A 15,890-nucleotide genomic window follows, 5' to 3' on the forward strand; every position below is an offset into this window, starting at 1 on the left:
GAACCACAGATGACGACGACACCCCGGATCGGCGCGCCGGTCCTCGAGGAAGGGCAGGCAACGCCCGAGACGACCGTCAACGAGATCACGCGCTATCTGGAAGCGGTGGCAGCGCGCGTGGTGGTCGACAAGGACCGTACGGCGCCGGCAGGGACCGAGGCGGACGGAGACTGCTTTATCGTCCCAGCATCGCCTACGGGCGCCTGGACGGGCAAGGCGGGGTATATCGCGGTCAAGGTGTCGACCGCCTGGGTGTTCATCGCGCCGTTCGCCGGGCTGACCTTCTTCGTCCAGGACGAGGCGGTCAATTATCGCTATTCTGGCAGCGCCTGGGCCGCGGTCGCCGGCGGCGGCACCGCGGCAAGCCTGGATTACGACACCGACGTGACGCTAGCGGCGAACAGCGACAGCAAGCTCGCGACGCAAAAGGCGGTCAAGGCGTTTGTCGCGGCGAATGTCGCCGGCCTGTTCGACCTCAAGGGCAGCACCGATTGCTCGGCGAACCCGAACTATCCGGCGGCGAACAAGGGCGATGCCTATGTGGTTTCCGTCGCTGGCAAGATCGGCGGCGCGTCGGGGACCAGTGTCGACGCCGGCGATGTCTATGTCGCCAGCGCCGACAACGCCGGCGGCACCCAGGCCTCGGTCGGCGCGTCGTGGTTCGTGCTCGAGCATAACATGGCCGCCACCACGGTAGGCGGAAACCTGTTCTCCCTGGCGAACCCGAGCGCGATCACGTTCATTCGGATCAACGCCGACAACAGCATTTCCGCCCTGAGCGCGTCGGCATTTCGTACGGCGATCGGCGCCGGGACTGGAACCGGCACTGGCGACATGATCGCGGCGAACAATTTGTCGGACGTGTTGAGCATCATCGCCTCGGTCGACCATCTCTTCACCAAGGGCACCGATATTGCGTCGGCGGGCACGACCGATCTATCGACCGCGACCGGCAACTTTGTTGATGTGACGGGCACGACAACAATCACTGCGCTCGGCACCCTGGCAGCCGGCGCCGAGCGGACGGTGCGCTTCACCGGCGCGCTGACGCTGACCTACAATGCCACTTCACTGATCCTTCCCACGGCCGCGAATATCGTGACCGTCGCGGGCGATATCGCCCGGTTTAGGTCGCTCGGATCGGGCAATTGGGTATGTGTTGCGTATCAGCGGGCGAGTGGGCAACCGCTGGCGCCAAGTACGCAATACTATCGAATTGGCTTCTTCTTCACGACAACTCCAGCGGTCTCTGAAGTGATCGCAATTCACCCTGTGACCGACGCCTTCACGTTGCCGGCCAACTTCGCGAGTCCGGATAGCAAGGGGGCGTGCGGCACGAATCCGACGGCCAGCTTCGTGCTCGACGTGCAGCGGTCGCTCGCCGCCAGTCCCACATCGTTCAGCAGCATCGGCACGATCACGATCTCGACCGGCGGTGCCTTCACCTTTGCAACGGCGTCCGGGACATCGAAAAGCATCGCAGCCGGCGATGTCATCAAGATCGTCGCACCAAGCCCGGTCGACGCCACCTGCGCCAATGTCGCAGTCACACTCAAAGGATCGATGTAATGGCCCTCACCAAATCGAACGTCGCGCTTCTGGCGTCGACCAGCAACAGCGCCGGCGGGACGACTTCGGGCAGCTGGATCGATGTGTCCGGCGCCTATGAAGGCACGATCTATATCAAGGTGACCAACGGTACGGCGCCGACCATCGGTCTGACCGCCAAGGTCCAACGCGCCGACGACAACACGGGCACCAATACCTATGATTTCGCGGCTATCACTCACGATTCAGCCGCCAGCGCGGTGGCAACCTACGCCTTCAGGCTGCCCGAGGGCGCGCAGTGGATCCGCGTCCAGGGTACGGGCAACACCGGGCAGGCGGTGACGATCGAGGCTCGGCTGGACAAGACGACGGCGCTCTGATGTCGGAGGTCTTTTCCGCCCCGCCGATCGGCACGCCGATCGACTTCGGATCGTCGCTCGCCGCCAAGCTGATCGTGTCGGGCAACGCTGGGCCATCTGGTTGGTGGAATGGCGCCATGCGGTGCGTTCCTACACCTTCCGGCGGGCAAATCGGCACGGGGCCATTCGGTCCCTGTCGGAGCCACGTGAGCACGTCCGATCAGCTCGCGGGCATCGCGCATGGCAACGACCTGCCGCAAGACGGCAAATGTACGCTGATGGTCGTCTATGCGAAGCGCGATACGACCAATCGCGCCTCTGGCCTGCTTGGGTTCAATTTCGGTTCTGGCGGAGCGCGATTCGGCGCGCATGCTCCCTATAGCGATGGCAACATCTATTGGGACTATGGTGGTTCGACGAACGGATCGAGCCGATTGACGGTTTCTGGCCAGACCTGGGTCGCCCGCGCTCCGTCGGTGTGGATGTATACCTGTGGCCCACGTGGGATGGAGTGCTGGCGCGATGGAAAGCTTGTCGGCAGCAATTCCGGAACACCGACGCGAACCGGCGCCGCAGCGTATCTTTATTTAGGCACCCACGAAGGTGGTGGGGGCGATCTCGACGATTATTACACGATTGGAATTTGGGGGCGGCAACTCGAGAAGCAGGAAATCGGGCTGCTCAGCAAAGACCCCTGGGCGATGTACCAGCGGCCTCATTCGCTCGCGTTTCAATATGCAGCGATGTCGGGCGGCGGCGGTCCAGTCGCGCGTCGGCGGCAGCTCATTGTCTGCTAGTATTGCGGCCCCCGATGAGGAGGCGCATACTCCCTCGATGGGGTGGTCAGCTGGATTGCTTGGCAGTATCGGCGTCGTGTTGTTCACGGCGGGCTTCAATATCGCACTGCTATGGCTGACCGAGTTGGCCGCGCCGCAAGATCGTCTGCCTATAGCGACCAGATTGAGAGGATGGTTTTTCTGGATGCTGGCCATCCCGGTCAGTGTTGTGGTGGCATTGTCGCTAGGTTCGATTTGGCGAAGTTTCGGTATTGACCCTCTGCTGAAAATCCCGGTTGATGGGTGGTTGAAGGGGTGGGGCTGGGCGGCGTTGGTCGTCGGCCCGTTGGTGGCGGCGGCGATAAACGACTTCTTCTTCTACTGGTTTCATCGCGCGCAGCACACCTTCCTCTGGCGTTTCCACGCGGTTCACCATTCCATCCGGGACCTGCACGGCGGGAGCGGCTATCACCATCTGAGCGAGCCACTCTTTCGCTTCTTTCTGATGACGATTCCGGCCAGCTTTGTGACGACCGACGTGCGCGCCTTAGCGTTGGTCGCGGGCATATTGGGGTTGCAACAAGCCTACGTTCATTCCAGCACCTCGGCCTGCCTGGGCTGGGGTCGGGTGCTGCTGGTCGACAACCGGTTTCACCGCATCCATCACTCGCTGGACGAACGGCATTTCGACAAGAACTTCGGCGCGATGACGACGCTTTGGGATCGGCTGTTCGGGACGGCTTACTGGCCGGCGAAAGACGAATGGCCCGCGGTCGGGCTGGCGGAGATCGACGAGCCGCGAACGGTTCGCGAATTCATCGATCTGCCGCTCCGGTTCGGACGGCGCAAACCTGAGGCCGTTCCGGCCGAATAGTTGAACCTAAACCGGGCATTTGTTCAGGCCCTCGCGAGCGATCGCGGGGGCCTTTCCACGTGCGCCGGCCAATCGGAGACACCGACCATGGAAAACGCCGCGCGATGAGCGAGCCGGGGGCACCGAGCGGCTGGGATATCGCCGCGATCATCGGCGGGATCGTCGCGGTGCTGGGGGCGCTGGGCAAGGCGGGGGCGTGGCTGCTCGCCTGGGGAGACCGGCGGCAGGCGGCGCGGCTGGACCGGCTCGCGCGCGAAGAGGACGAGCTCGCCGAAAGCTGGTCGGCGTTCCGCAAGCGCGTGACGGCCGAGCGCGACGACCTGGCCGGGCGAGTCGCCGCGCTTGAGCGCCGCGATATCGCCCGCGCCAAGGAAAACGCCGCGTTGCGCGTCGCGTTCGAGCTGGTCGCGACCGGGCTGCGCTCGATCGACCCCGACAGCATCGCGCTGCGCCAGGCCGAACAGATCCTGGCGGTGGCGTTCCCGCTCGACCCGCAACTGCCGCTCGACATGACCAACGCGCTCGGCGCGCTCGACGCGGCGGCCCACGAACCAACCATAGGAGACTGACGATGACGATGCTGCCGATCAAGTTCCTGACCATCCATTGCGCCGCGACGCCCGAGGGCCGCGACGTCAGCGCCGTGACGATCGGCCAGTGGGACACCGCCAAGTTCGGCCAGGTCAGCTATCACCATGTGGTGACGCTCGACGGGGTCGATCACCACACGCTGCCCGATACCGCCAAGGGCGCGCATGTCGGCGGGCACAACACCGGCAATATCGGCGTCTGCTATGTCGGCGGGATGGATGCGCAGAACGCGCACCCCAAGGACACCCGCACGCCCGCGCAAAAGGCGACGCTGCGGGCGATCGTGGCTGCATACAAGGCGAAGTATCCCGGCATCGTGGTACGCGGGCATCGCGACTGGCCGGACGTGAACAAGGCCTGCCCGTCGTTCGACGTGGCGACGCAGCTGTGATGCGTACCGATTTCGATTTTCGCCGCACGGTGACGACGCTCGTCTTTTGTGGCGCGGGGATGGCGATGCTGCCCGTGCTGGTCTGGATGACGTACCTGATCCGCAGCGAGGCGCCGCTCGTCTATCGGCTGGCGATGGGCATGATCTGCCTGATCGCGATCGTCCTGATCGGGCTGAGCTTTACCGTGGCCATGCGCCAGATCAGCGGCAAGTTCGGCGCGGCCGAATTCTCCGCCAGCGGCGGCCAGGACGATCCCGCGCCCACGCCGGCGCCGACCGTCACCACGACGACCAAGACGGAGGTAGTGCCATGATCGGGTGGTTTCTCGCGCTGTCGACGGGGCGCAAGATCGCCGTCGGGTTAGGCGCGGCGCTGCTGCTGATTGCTGCGGTGACCGGGCTGGTGCTCGCGGTCAATGCGCACGACGCGGCGCAGCGCCAAGCCGGGCGCGACGAGGTGCAGACCAAGTGGAACGCGGAGAAGGCGGCCAGGTCGGCCGCGCTCGCCGATTTCCAGACATCGCTGAGCGGCGCGCTGCGCACCGAGTTCGACCGGTTCGGCGGCAAGTTGGCGGCGATCGACGCGACCAGTTCGCGGATTTCGGCCGAGATGCCCAAGGCGATCGCCGCGGCGCCGCGCTACGCCGATCCCAATTGCGACCTGACGCCCGAGGTTCGCGATCAGATCAACGCCGGCCGCGCGCTATCGCGCCAGCCGCGACCGGGAGCCGAGCCATGAAGCGCCTGATGATCGCCATCCTCGCCGTTCCCTTGATGGCAGGCGGATGCGGGGACGCCCGGCCGGCGATCGGATTCCCGACGATCGACGACTTGCCCGCCAACGTGCAGGTGCCGTGCCCGGCACTGCCCGCGGTCACAGGATCGCTCGGCGACCTTGCGACTAAGGATGCTCAGGCGGCGGTCCTCTACGCAGCGTGTGCGGCGCGCGGCGATGCTGCGGTGGCGGCATACGCGATCGCCCAGGCCAAGCTCGCCGAGGCGCGGGCGAAGGCGGAGAAGCCCTAGGCCCCTTGCCATTTGTTCGCGCAATGTTCCACATTGGCGGCATGGGCGATTCGTACGATCCCGAAAGCGACCGGCTGGCGGGTTCGCTGTTCCACCTGCTGCGCGCGAACCATAAGCGGCAGGTCGCCGACTCGCGCCGGCAGCGGGCGGCGGCGGCGTTCGCCGTGCACCAGGCCGAGCGCGCCCGCTTGACAGCGATCGACGTCGCGCTCAGCGAAGAGCGCATGTGCAACCGCTATGCCGATGAGATCGACGAGGCGATATTGCGCGACGAATATGGCCTGTCGGGCCAGGTCGCGGCGAACACGCCCCCGGTCTATGTCCACCCCGGCTTTCCCGGCCGCGTCGTCACCGCCGACCGCATGCTGCGCCAGATGCACTGGGGCTTCCCGTTCGCGCCGATCGGCGCCAGGGGCCAGCGGCTCAAGCCCAAGCCGGTCAACAACGCGCGCACCGACAAGCTGGCGACCAATTTCTGGTCGACGAGCTTCAAGGCGCGGCGCTGCCTGATCCCGCTGTCGCGCTTCGCCGAGGCCGAGGGGCCCAAGGGCGGCAAGACGGTGACCTGGTATTGGGGTGATGGCCCGCTGCTCACCGCAGCCGGTGTGTGGCGCGACTCGGACGAATGGGGCCGGGTCTATTCGATGGTGATGACCGAAAGCGCACCACCCGTCAGCCGCATCCACGACCGCATGCCGGTGCTGCTCGACCGCGGCGATTATGCCGCCTGGCTCGATGGCGAGCCGGGCGATGCGCTCGCGCTGTGCGTGCCCCGGCCGGGGCTGATCGAGGAGCGCACGCCCGCCTTCTGGTCGCGCTGATTTGACATTTCATTCCTGTTTTGTTCTCATGTTGGACATGGCAACGGAACGGAGTGAGTCGCATGTCGATCGTCAAGCAGCTGCGCGGTGACTGGTATCTGGTGATCGGCAACGAGACGCTGGAGAAGGGCAAGACGGCGGTGCTGTCGATCGACGGCAAGCGCGCGACGATCAGCGACCAGCCCGGCGTGGCGCTCCACGTGCGCGAATGCGACTGCGCGGTGTCGGTGCGGGTCACGCGCACGATGCTGGTCGTGATCAAGCCCCCGTCGGAGGACGAGCATCTGACGGCGCAGGCCAATGTGTTCTGGACGATCCCCGGCGACCCCGAGGAATTGATCGAACCCGCCACCCTGCTGAAGCTGCGCGGCGAGGCCGGCATGCTCGAGGATGATGGCCAGCGGTCGCTCTGCCTCAGCTAGGCGCGGAACTTCTTGAGCGGACTGTCCAGGCCGCAACCCTCCTCCGCTACCAAGGGACCTAAGCGCTCCCCTTGTTCGGATTTCATCCTGGCAACGTCCGGAATGGTATTTTTTCCCGAACAAAATCAAATATTACCAGCCATTCGTTTATCCATCAGCGTTGCTTCTTCGCAATGGTCGCGGTGAAGTCCGGATCCTTGTTCGCCACCCAATCCACGAATTTGCGCACATTCGGATTGTCGAGCAGGCCCGCCACCTCCATCCCATGGCGCTGTAGTTCGGAATTGGTGAAATTGGCGACCAGCGTTTGCTGGCAGATCGAATGCATCGGCACGACATCGCGGCCGCCACGGCTCTTGGGCACGGGATGATGCCAGACGACCGTCTTGCCGGTCGGCCGACCACAGAGCCAGCAGAGCACCGGCGCTGCTGGAGCCTCGTCTCCTTGCGGGAGGTGGTCATAGGGGTCGTGTTTCGAACGCTTGCGGGCCATATGTCGATCTAACTGCCTTGATCTCGTTCAGCCTATAGCGATGCGAACGGCAGCATCACATTGGCAAGTGCATAACGCCGGCCGTTTGCTGCGAATGACTGGGAAAGAGCGATGACCAATCTGTCGAAACCGTGGGACGGAGAGCTGGTCCGCAAATGGCTTGAGCGTCGTTTCGAGGCCTCGCGGCTCGACCAGGCGGTGGCGGACAGGCGCGGCTATGAGGCGCGGGACGACTATGACAAGGCCGCTGCCGAGGAATGGACCTGCCGCGCGTTAAAGGGCGCCGCTTGCACAAATGACCAGGCTGCGTTCGCCACGCGCCTCAAGGAGCTTATCGGCCAAGACGAATATCAGGCGACGAGTACCTATGACGATGCGCGGTTCGAACGGCATGTTCGCACGCATCTCAGGAAACTGGCCAAGATGACGAAAGCGAATGAGGGATTCGAGAAGACCCTGCGCCACCAGTGAGATGGGTGAGGCCGGTATCGGTATGCTAAGCATGGTATATTCATGCATGGTCTGATGATGCGAAGGTCGTAGTGGGCGCCGCGGCGCCACACGAGCATGAGCTCGCGTTAGGCTAGGCCTCCGTTCACACGAACGCGGACGCCTTGCGCGCTGGTGAAGCACGGATCTCGTAGATCCGAACCGGGCTCGTCGCGGGCAGATACAGGCACGCTATCGCGCTTCCTTGGCGGCGAAGGCATCAGCTCCAAAAGAAAGCGCACGGCCCTTAGAACGAGACCGGCGCGCCGCGGCCCGATGGCGGGCGAGCAGCGTCCCGCCTGCATTGGACGTCATGGCCGATCATAGCGGGCACGGAACAAAGGTCGCTTTGAGCAATCAAAGATGGTTGTCGAACCAAGCGAGCACGCGGTGCTGGACATCGCGCTGGTGCGCTGGATCGTGGAACCAGTGCGGCTCGCTTGGATATTTCACCATCTGCGACTCTTTCCCCAGCATCCTCAGCCCGCGATAGAATTCGAGACCCAGCGTTACCGGGACGCGCGTGTCATTTTCACCGTGCAGCACGAGCACAGGCGTCCGCACATTCTCGAGCATTCGCGCTGACGAACTGCGGTCGTAGTCGGCTATGTGCTTGGTCAGGTCGCCAAAATAGCCGAGCGGAAAGTCGGGCGTGTCGGTGATCCTTGCGAACGGCACCAGGTCGGTGGGCCCAGCGCCGACCACGGCCGCCTTGAAGCGGTCGCCATGCGTCACCGCCCAGGCCGACATGAACCCGCCATAGCTCCAGCCGCCGATGCCCAGCCGGTTGGGATCGGCAACTTTCTGCGCGATCAGCGCTTCGACCCCGTCCATCACGTCCTGATAGTCCATCCCGCCCCAGTCGTTGCCGACCGCGCGGGCAAAATCGGTGCCCTGGCCGTCCGATCCGCGCGGATTGGGGAGGAACACGACATAACCGTGCGTCGCGAGCATCTGCGCCCATTCGTGCCAGCTGCCGAGCCAGCCCGACCACCACGCCCATTCCGGACCGCCATGGATCTCGACCACCATCTTGGTCGGCGTGCCGGGCACATAATTGGGTGGCGTGACGAGCACGCCGTAGATCGTCTTGTCATCCTTGCTGTTGCGCCAGCTGATCTCGCTGACCTTGCCGAGCTTCCAGTCGGTAACCTGGCTGTTGATCCGGGTGATCGCGCGCGCCTTGCCGCCGGCGATCACCCAGACGTCGGCGGGACGGTCGGGGCTGGAGAGTGCCGCGACCATCTGCCGGCCGTCGCGGCTGACGTCGAAGTCGCTGGATTCGCCGTCGAGTGCCGCGAGCGGCGTCACCGTTCCGTTTTGCCGATCGATCCGCACGATGGCCGAGCGCGTCTTCTCGAACGATAGCGCCAGCACCGATCTGCCGTCGGCCGACCAGCGGATATTGGTGAACAGGCCGGGATGATCGTCGGCGAGCGGGCGGACCGCGCCCGTGTCGAGGTCGCAGATCCGCAAGCCCAGCCCAATAAAGCCCGGCAAGCGGATCACCTCGCTCAGGATCGACTTGCCGTCGGCCGACCAGAACGGCCCCTCGGCGGCGTTCTCCAACAGCGTTTTACCGATCGTGCCGCTCGCGGGGTCGAACAGGACCAGTCGCGAATGATAGAAATAATCGTTGATCCGGGTCGTGTCGGCGACGCGCAATGCCATTCGCTTGCCGTCGGGCGACCAGTCCATCGCGCTGACATTGACACCCTCGGGCGAGGCGCGGCGCGCGGCGTGGCTGGCGAGGTCGAGGACCCAGAGCCGGCTGAAATGGCGGTCGCGGTCGACCTCGGTCCAGTTGGCGCCACCGGCGATCGCCTGTTTCTCCTGAGGCGACTGCGGGTCGACGCTCAGGAGGGCGATCCGCTTGCCGTCGGGCGACCAGGCAATGTCGTTGACGTCGCCGGGCATCGCGGTCAGCGGGATCGCCTCGCCGCCGCTCACCGGCATCAGCCACAATTGGGTCGACGCAATTCCCGGCTCCGCCGCGCCCGCCGGCGGCGTGCCGGCGACCGGCGGATTGGGACCGGCGGCGGTCGTCGTCGAGAAGGCGAAACTGGTTCCCTTGTCCGTCGCGAGCGGGTTGGGACGGTTGGACAGGAACGCGATCCACTTGCCGTCGGGCGACCAATGCGGCGCGCTGTCGATGCCCGCGCTGACGATGAACGGTCGCGCCGCGGCACTGCCGTCGCTCGGTACCGCCCAGATCGTCTGGTGCGGCGAGGCGAAGGTCGACATTTGCGCCTGCACGGTGAACAGGACCGTGCGGCCGTCGGGCGACAATGCGACATCGCGCATGTCGCGCAGCTTCATGATGTCGTCGGGCGTGATCGGTCCGCCCGATGCCGCGGGGATCGGCACCGGATCGTTCGCCCCCTGTACCATCGGCACGGGGGACAGGGCGATCAGCAGGGCTGCGGTGAGACGGCGGATCATGATCCGCACCGTTACAGCTTCCAGTCGATACGGAGTCCATAGGTGCGCGGCCGCACGATCGAATAAGCCGGGGCGAATTGCGACGTGAATGGCGCGTTGAGGATGCCGTATTCGTTGAACAGATTGTTGACGAAGCCGGTCAGCCGGAAATGGCTCGCCAGAGTGAACGAGGCGCGCGCATCGAAGATGTTGAAATCGCCGCGCGTATTGGTCGATCCGAACGCGACCGGGGCCTTGGACAGGTAACGATGCGCGACCTCGAACGAGGGTTTGCCCGGCAAGTCGTCGCGATCATAGCTGATCGTGTTGGCGACCGACCATTTCGACGATCCCGGCAGCGTCGATCCCGAGACATAGCCACCGCCCACCGCGAACGTATCGGGCAGGAAGGTGGTGAGTTCGGCCTCCGAATAGGTGACGTTGGTGCTCAGCGTCAGCGCATGCGTCGCGCGGAACGATCCGGCAAACTCGACACCGACGATGTTGGCGCTGCCGGCATTGGTGACGTAGGAATAATATTGCGGCGCCGGACCGAACAGGCGCGCCTGGATGCCGTGCCAGTCGATATTGTAGATCGAGGCGTCGATCGTCAGCCGGTTCCACAAGGTGGTCTTGATGCCCGCTTCGTAATTGTCGACCTTGTCGCTGGCATAAGCGGTGGGAATGGTCGGCAGCAGGCCGGCATTGGGATTGATCCCGCCGACGCGATAGCCGCGGGAATAAGTCATGTACGCGAGGAAATGCGAATTGGGGCGGAACGCCAGCGACGCCTTGGGCGTGAAGCCATGGTCCTTCTGATCGGTGTGGCCCGACAGGTCGACCGGGCTACCGCTGACGAAGCCTGCCTTGTTGGTCACGTCACCCTCGGCGCGGGTGCTGTAATAGCGCCCGCCGACAGTGATCTCGAAGCCCTTGAGCGGCTTCCACGTCGCTTCACCGAACACGCCGAAATCGGTGTTCAGCGTGTCCGACAGATAGCCGTAGATGCGGTCGTTGGGCGCCAGCACCGAGGCCGGATAGGCGAAGCCGGCCGGATTGGCGGTGATGTACGCATTGGCGCCCGGCGCGAACATCTGGTCGTAGGAGAATTTGGTCGCGCGCATATAGCTGACGCCGATCAGCCAGTTGAGCGGGCCGCCATTGTCCTTGGACGCGACCCGTCCTTCGATCGTCTTGATGTTCGCGTTCGCGTCGGCATAGTCATAGGCCACGTTCGGGCCGGTGAAGGTGCCGGTGACATAGCCATAAGGATCGGTGAAGAGCGTGTAGTTCTTCTTCTCGTCGATCGCGCCGAGCACGGTCAGCGTCGCGACGTTGCCCAGATCCTGGTCTAGGCGCAGGCTGTTGAGCAGGAAGCTGGTCGTTTGCGGTTCGACCCGCCCGGTGCTGCGGCTGTAGCTGTTGGCGTAAGTGATATAGGTCTGATCGTCGAGCTTGGTGTCCTGATAGGCGCCGAGATACGTGATCTTGGTCCCCTCGAACGGCGTGAACACGATCGATCCGCGCAAGCCGCGCGTACGGAAATCGTTGCTGCCCTTCTTCTCAGGCGTCAGCCCGACATTATCGATGAAGCCGGCGTCGTAGCGTTGCAACGCCATCACGCGGACCGCCAGCTTGTCCTTGATGATAGGCAGGTTGAACATGATCTTGCCGGCATAATTGAGGTCGCCGCCGGAATGCGCGGTCGACCCGATCAGCCCTTCGGCCGCGGCGTCGAGCTTGGTCGGGTCGGCGGTCTTGACCACGTAATTGACCAGTCCGCCCAGGGTCGACGAGCCGAACAGCGTGCCCTGCGGTCCGCGCAACACCTCGACGCGGTCGAGGTCGAACGTGTCGACGTCGGGAATGCCGATCGGGAAGCCGGGTTCCACGACGTTGATTTCGTTGAGATAATAGCCGACGGTCGTCTGGCCCTGCTCGTGATAGGTAGTCGCCGCGATGCCGCGGATCACGACCTCGGAGACGCCCGGCTGATAATCGTTGAACACGACGCCGGGCAGCCGGTTGATATAGTCCGACAGGCTATTGGCGTTCATCTTGTTGAGCTGATCGCCGCTGATCGCGCTGATCGGCATGGCGATCTGGCTCTGGCTCTCCGCGCGCTTGGTCGCCGTGACGATGATGTCCTTATCGTTGTTGGCGTAGCTGTCGTCATTGGCATTGGCGGGCGCCGCGGCGGCCGATTGCGCGTGCGCCATGCCGGGCGCGGCGAGCGCGATAGCGAGCGCCAATGTAGCGACAGACGTGGTTCTGAGAGAGCGAGAAATGCGCACGTTGGACCCCTTTGTTCGAGCGCGGACAGGCCGCTATGTGTCTCCTGCTGCGCCTCGCTCGGACTGTCTGTCGCTCCGCCCGATGTCGCCGGCGCCCCTACACCGTCGCAGCTTGGTCCAAGTTGGTGAACCGGAAACATCCAAAATGCGGATATCGACGGGTCCAACGCTTGGACCCCTCGGCCTCGCGAGCTTGGATGTTTCGCCTGTGCGGCGGTAAGGAGCAGCATCGTCCGGTCGCGAACGACAGGGGAGCAAATGATGGATCGCCGCACTTTCCTGGGCGCAGCCGCCACCACCGCGCTGGCGTGGCGCGTCGGCGCGCTCGCTGCCGATCGCGGGCTCGACGTCGCGCTGGTCAACGGGGCGTTCTGGACCGGCATACCCGGACGGTCGCGCGTGGCCGCTTTGGGCATCGTCGGCGACCGCATCGCGGTGCTCGGTGCCGATGCCGTGAAGGCGCGGACGACGGTCCGGACGCGCGTGATCGACCTCGGCGGCGCGTTCGCCATGCCGGCCTTCACCGATGGTCATACCCATTTCCTGCACGGTTCGGTGACGTTGACCCAGCCCGACTTGCTGAGCGCGACCGACCGCGCCGATTTTGCCGCCAGGCTGGGCGCGGCAGCGCGCGCGCGACCAGGCAAATGGATCCTCGGTGGGACATGGGACGAGCAGAGACTGGGGCGCGCCTTACCGACGCACGAGTGGATCGACGCGGCCACGCCCGACACGCCGGTCTCATTGCCGCGCACCGATCTGCATTCCTATCTGCTCAACAGCGTCGCATTGAAACTCGCGGGTATCGACCGCAACACGCCTGACCCCGCCGGCGGCGTGATCGTCCGCGACGCGCAGGGTAATCCGACCGGCGTGCTGAAGGACAATGCGACCAAGTTGGTCGATCGCGTCATCCCCCCGCCGAGCGATACCGATGCCGATGACGCGGTGCTGCTCGGTATCCGGCACGGGCTGAGCAAGGGCGTCGCCCACATTCACAATCCCGAGATAGACTGGACCAGCTGGGGTCCTTTGCGCCGACTACATGCCCGCAAGGCGCTCGACATGCGGTTCTACGCCTTCGTGCCGCTGGTCGATTGGGAGAAAATGGCGAAGATCGTCGCGGAGGAAGGTCGCGGCGACGACTGGCTGCGCTGGGGCGGAGTCAAGGCGCTGACCGACGGGTCGCTCGGGTCGCGCACCGCGGTGTTCTACGACGATTATACCGACGCGCCTGGGCAGCGCGGCGTGCGCGTGACAAGCCTTGCGAACCTGCGCGAATGGATCGGCGCGGCCGACGCGCATGGGCTGCACGTCGCGGCGCATGCGATCGGCGACCGCGCCAATGACGACATGCTCGACATTTTCGCCGATGTCGCACGGACCAACGGGCCCAAGGACCGTCGCTTCCGCATCGAACATGCCCAGCATCTGGGCCCGTCGAGCATCGGGCGGTTCGCGAAACAGGGCGTGGTCGCTTCGGTCCAGCCGTTCCACGCGATCGACGATGGTCGCTGGGCAGTGAAGCGGATCGGCGAGAAAAGGCTGAACGGTACTTATGCCTTCCGCTCGCTGATCGACAGCGGCGCGCATGTCGCGTTCGGGTCGGACTGGCCGGTGGCGCCGCTCGATCCGCTGACCGGGCTCTACGCCGCGCTCACCCGGCGAACGATCGACGGCGCCAATCCCAATGGCTGGCTACCCGACCAGAAAGTGACCGCCGAACAGACGCTGGTCGCCTATACGCGCGGCAATGCCTGGTCGGGGTTCATGGAGGACCGCACCGGCCAGCTCGCGCCCGGCTTCTACGCCGACATCGCGGTGTTCGACCGCGACTTGCTGACGACCGACCCGCTCAAGGTTCAGGACGCCAAGGTGCTGCACACCTTTGTCGGTGGGAAGCAGCGTTACACCGCCGCCTGAGCAAGCAAAGCGATCGCGGCGCGCGCTTCGGCCTCGGTCGTACTGGCGAAGCCGAGCCGCAGCCCGCGCTCGGCGTCGGGGCTGGTCGCGAACGAGCGGGAGTCGGCGAAACGGAGACCCAAAGCGGGAGCCGCGCGTTCGATCCGGTCGAGCAAGGCGGTATCCGGAAAGCGCAGCCAGAAGGCCAGCCCGCCATCGGGCACGCGAATGTCGGCCTTGTTGCCCAATTGGCCCCGCAATGCCTCGGCAAAGGCAGTGCGACGGTCGGCATAGATTTGCGACGCCTTGCGCGCGTGGCGGCGGAGTTCGCCGCTTTCGATCAGCTCGGCGACGGCATCCTCGGTGAAGCTGTTGCCCATGCCGTCGATCGTCGAGACCTGATGCGCGATCGCGTCGATCAGCGGCGGCGGTGCCGCGATATAGCCGATGCGCAATGCCGGCAGCAGCAGCTTGGACAGCGATCCGACATAGATGACGCGCGCCGGGGCGTAGCTCGCCATCGGCAGCAGCGGCTGCGATTCGAAATGGAATTCGTGGTCGTAATCGTCCTCGATCAGCGCGAAATCGAATTGCCGAGCGAGCTCGAGCAAGCGCAGCCGTCGTTCGGGGCGCAGCGCGACAGTGGTCGGGAATTGGTGGTGCGGCGTCAGGAAGATCGCCCGCACATTGTGCTTGCGGCACGCTTTCTCGACATCCTCGACGTCGATCCCCTGATCGTCGAGCCCGACCGGCACGATCTGCGCACCTCGCGCCGCGAACGCGGTCACCGCCGGTTCGTAGGTCAGTTTCTCGACCAACACGGCGTCGCCGGGCGCGATCAGCAATTGGGTGGCAAGGAAGATGCCGTGCTGGCTGCCGCGCGTGATGCAGATGTGATCAGCGGTCACCGCCAGCCCGCGTTCGGCCTTGAGCATGTCGGCGATCGTCGCGCGCAACAGCGCCGTCCCGCGCGGGTCGCGATACGACATGCTGTCGGCACGCGCGCTGCGCTTGATCGCGGTGCGATAGGCGCGGCTCAATATGTCGACGGGAAACAGCCGGCCATCGGGCGACCCTTCGTCGAGCTTGATACCGCGATCCGCCGACCAGGCGAGCGCGCGTTCGGGCGGCGGCTCGAAGCGATAAGCGGGACGGTCTCGCTCCGCTTCCGCGTTGCGCCGGGCAGCTGCCGGCAGTGCCGGCTTGTCGTCGTCGTGGAGGCTCGAGACCATCGTCCCGCGCGTGCCGTGCGATGTCAGCCAGCCTTGCGCGATCAAATCCTCATAGGCGAGGACCACGGTCTTGCGATTGACCGACAAGAGCTGGGCGAGTTCGCGGCTACTGGGCAGGAAAGTGCCCGAGGGCAGGCGCCCGCGCTCGATCTCGTGGATGATCGCATGGACGATCTGGAGATAGATCGGCGTCGGCCGAGCGGGGTCGATCCGTTCGCCGAGAGTGATCTTCCAGGGGCGCAGCATTGGTC

General features: G+C 64.9%; 17 protein-coding genes. 13 read left to right on the top strand and 4 right to left on the bottom strand.

From position 1 onward, the window contains the following. The first annotated feature begins 9 nt into the window (after positions 1 to 9). The 11 genes from AC1DSD_RS17035 (at position 10) to AC1DSD_RS17085 (ending at position 6,808) form a co-directional block, all read left to right on the top strand. Positions 10 to 1,569 carry a DUF2793 domain-containing protein gene (locus tag AC1DSD_RS17035; RefSeq protein ID WP_478031751.1) on the top strand — a complete coding sequence of 520 codons (1,560 nt, stop codon included), beginning with the start codon at positions 10 to 12 and terminating at the stop codon, positions 1,567 to 1,569. After that, positions 1,569 to 1,928 (top strand): hypothetical protein, encoded by a 360-nt coding sequence (locus tag AC1DSD_RS17040; protein ID WP_478031752.1) that lies wholly within the window; start codon positions 1,569 to 1,571, stop codon positions 1,926 to 1,928. The genes AC1DSD_RS17035 and AC1DSD_RS17040 overlap by 1 nt, the downstream gene beginning before the upstream one ends. Further along, entirely contained in the window at positions 1,928 to 2,704 is a 777-nt protein-coding gene (locus AC1DSD_RS17045; RefSeq protein ID WP_478031754.1) for a hypothetical protein, read from the top strand. The genes AC1DSD_RS17040 and AC1DSD_RS17045 overlap by 1 nt, the downstream gene beginning before the upstream one ends. 76 nt (positions 2,705 to 2,780) lie before the next feature. Next, positions 2,781 to 3,557, top strand: coding sequence for a sterol desaturase family protein (locus AC1DSD_RS17050; protein ID WP_478031755.1), 777 nt, complete (start codon positions 2,781 to 2,783; stop codon positions 3,555 to 3,557). A 104-nt stretch (positions 3,558 to 3,661) separates the two neighbouring features. Continuing rightward, on the top strand, positions 3,662 to 4,126 hold the full coding sequence (locus AC1DSD_RS17055; RefSeq protein WP_478031756.1) for a hypothetical protein: 465 nt from the start codon (positions 3,662 to 3,664) through the stop codon (positions 4,124 to 4,126). Between the two features lie 2 nt (positions 4,127 to 4,128). Further along, the gene (locus tag AC1DSD_RS17060; RefSeq protein ID WP_478031757.1) at positions 4,129 to 4,539 is read left to right on the top strand and encodes an N-acetylmuramoyl-L-alanine amidase; all 411 of its coding nucleotides are present in this window, start codon (positions 4,129 to 4,131) and stop codon (positions 4,537 to 4,539) included. After that, a complete protein-coding gene (locus AC1DSD_RS17065) occupies positions 4,539 to 4,853 on the top strand; it encodes a hypothetical protein (RefSeq protein WP_478031758.1) in 315 nt (104 codons plus the stop codon). Before AC1DSD_RS17060 ends, AC1DSD_RS17065 begins: the two co-directional genes overlap by 1 nt. Continuing rightward, entirely contained in the window at positions 4,850 to 5,278 is a 429-nt protein-coding gene (locus AC1DSD_RS17070; protein WP_478031759.1) for a hypothetical protein, read from the top strand. Before AC1DSD_RS17065 ends, AC1DSD_RS17070 begins: the two co-directional genes overlap by 4 nt. Continuing rightward, positions 5,275 to 5,565 carry a hypothetical protein gene (locus AC1DSD_RS17075; protein ID WP_478031761.1) on the top strand — a complete coding sequence of 97 codons (291 nt, stop codon included), beginning with the start codon at positions 5,275 to 5,277 and terminating at the stop codon, positions 5,563 to 5,565. Before AC1DSD_RS17070 ends, AC1DSD_RS17075 begins: the two co-directional genes overlap by 4 nt. Before the next feature lie 23 nt (positions 5,566 to 5,588). Beyond that, positions 5,589 to 6,386 carry an SOS response-associated peptidase gene (locus AC1DSD_RS17080; protein ID WP_478031762.1) on the top strand — a complete coding sequence of 266 codons (798 nt, stop codon included), beginning with the start codon at positions 5,589 to 5,591 and terminating at the stop codon, positions 6,384 to 6,386. Between the two features lie 62 nt (positions 6,387 to 6,448). Then, positions 6,449 to 6,808, top strand: coding sequence for a hypothetical protein (locus AC1DSD_RS17085; RefSeq protein ID WP_478031763.1), 360 nt, complete (start codon positions 6,449 to 6,451; stop codon positions 6,806 to 6,808). Positions 6,809 to 6,962: 154 nt separating this feature from the next. Here AC1DSD_RS17085 and AC1DSD_RS17090 read toward each other — a convergent pair whose 3' ends face one another. Beyond that, complete coding sequence (locus tag AC1DSD_RS17090) at positions 6,963 to 7,301, bottom strand: hypothetical protein (protein WP_478031764.1); 339 nt, start codon at positions 7,299 to 7,301, stop codon at positions 6,963 to 6,965. 111 nt (positions 7,302 to 7,412) lie between these two features. On the opposite strand from AC1DSD_RS17090, the gene AC1DSD_RS17095 reads away from it, so the two are divergent. Then, positions 7,413 to 7,772 carry a hypothetical protein gene (locus AC1DSD_RS17095; RefSeq protein WP_478031765.1) on the top strand — a complete coding sequence of 120 codons (360 nt, stop codon included), beginning with the start codon at positions 7,413 to 7,415 and terminating at the stop codon, positions 7,770 to 7,772. Positions 7,773 to 8,147: 375 nt separating this feature from the next. Here AC1DSD_RS17095 and AC1DSD_RS17100 read toward each other — a convergent pair whose 3' ends face one another. Both AC1DSD_RS17100 and AC1DSD_RS17105 read right to left on the bottom strand, forming a co-directional pair. Beyond that, positions 8,148 to 10,232: a S9 family peptidase gene (locus AC1DSD_RS17100; protein WP_478031766.1), complete on the bottom strand. Its 2,085-nt coding sequence runs from the start codon at positions 10,230 to 10,232 to the stop codon at positions 8,148 to 8,150. Between the two features lie 11 nt (positions 10,233 to 10,243). Further along, a complete protein-coding gene (locus AC1DSD_RS17105) occupies positions 10,244 to 12,505 on the bottom strand; it encodes a TonB-dependent receptor (RefSeq protein ID WP_478031768.1) in 2,262 nt (753 codons plus the stop codon). Between the two features lie 261 nt (positions 12,506 to 12,766). Between AC1DSD_RS17105 and AC1DSD_RS17110 the strand changes: the two genes are divergently transcribed. Next, positions 12,767 to 14,428, top strand: a complete 1,662-nt coding sequence (locus AC1DSD_RS17110; protein WP_478031769.1) for an amidohydrolase — start codon at positions 12,767 to 12,769, stop codon at positions 14,426 to 14,428. On the opposite strand, the gene pdxR is transcribed toward AC1DSD_RS17110, so the two are convergent. Further along, the gene (gene pdxR / locus AC1DSD_RS17115) at positions 14,413 to 15,885 is read right to left on the bottom strand and encodes a MocR-like pyridoxine biosynthesis transcription factor PdxR (protein WP_478031770.1); all 1,473 of its coding nucleotides are present in this window, start codon (positions 15,883 to 15,885) and stop codon (positions 14,413 to 14,415) included. The genes AC1DSD_RS17110 and pdxR overlap by 16 nt on opposite strands. Positions 15,886 to 15,890 lie beyond the last annotated feature (5 nt).

The organism is Sphingomonas sp. P4_D12, from assembly GCF_056401895.1.

Bases quoted from the DNA above. Each gene is read 5' to 3' on its own strand.
- AC1DSD_RS17095 (WP_478031765.1), top strand. From the start codon at position 7,413: ATGACCAATCTGTCGAAACCGTGGGACGGAGAGCTGGTCCGCAAATGG.
- AC1DSD_RS17080 (WP_478031762.1), top strand. From the start codon at position 5,589: ATGTTCCACATTGGCGGCATGGGCGATTCGTACGATCCCGAAAGCGAC.
- AC1DSD_RS17040 (WP_478031752.1), top strand. From the start codon at position 1,569: ATGGCCCTCACCAAATCGAACGTCGCGCTTCTGGCGTCGACCAGCAAC.
- AC1DSD_RS17110 (WP_478031769.1), top strand. From the start codon at position 12,767: ATGGATCGCCGCACTTTCCTGGGCGCAGCCGCCACCACCGCGCTGGCG.
- AC1DSD_RS17100 (WP_478031766.1), bottom strand. From the start codon at position 10,232: ATGATCCGCCGTCTCACCGCAGCCCTGCTGATCGCCCTGTCCCCCGTG.
- AC1DSD_RS17090 (WP_478031764.1), bottom strand. From the start codon at position 7,301: ATGGCCCGCAAGCGTTCGAAACACGACCCCTATGACCACCTCCCGCAA.
- AC1DSD_RS17075 (WP_478031761.1), top strand. From the start codon at position 5,275: ATGAAGCGCCTGATGATCGCCATCCTCGCCGTTCCCTTGATGGCAGGC.
- pdxR (WP_478031770.1), bottom strand. From the start codon at position 15,885: ATGCTGCGCCCCTGGAAGATCACTCTCGGCGAACGGATCGACCCCGCT.
- AC1DSD_RS17045 (WP_478031754.1), top strand. From the start codon at position 1,928: ATGTCGGAGGTCTTTTCCGCCCCGCCGATCGGCACGCCGATCGACTTC.
- AC1DSD_RS17070 (WP_478031759.1), top strand. From the start codon at position 4,850: ATGATCGGGTGGTTTCTCGCGCTGTCGACGGGGCGCAAGATCGCCGTC.
- AC1DSD_RS17085 (WP_478031763.1), top strand. From the start codon at position 6,449: ATGTCGATCGTCAAGCAGCTGCGCGGTGACTGGTATCTGGTGATCGGC.
- AC1DSD_RS17035 (WP_478031751.1), top strand. From the start codon at position 10: ATGACGACGACACCCCGGATCGGCGCGCCGGTCCTCGAGGAAGGGCAG.
- AC1DSD_RS17055 (WP_478031756.1), top strand. From the start codon at position 3,662: ATGAGCGAGCCGGGGGCACCGAGCGGCTGGGATATCGCCGCGATCATC.
- AC1DSD_RS17065 (WP_478031758.1), top strand. From the start codon at position 4,539: ATGCGTACCGATTTCGATTTTCGCCGCACGGTGACGACGCTCGTCTTT.
- AC1DSD_RS17060 (WP_478031757.1), top strand. From the start codon at position 4,129: ATGACGATGCTGCCGATCAAGTTCCTGACCATCCATTGCGCCGCGACG.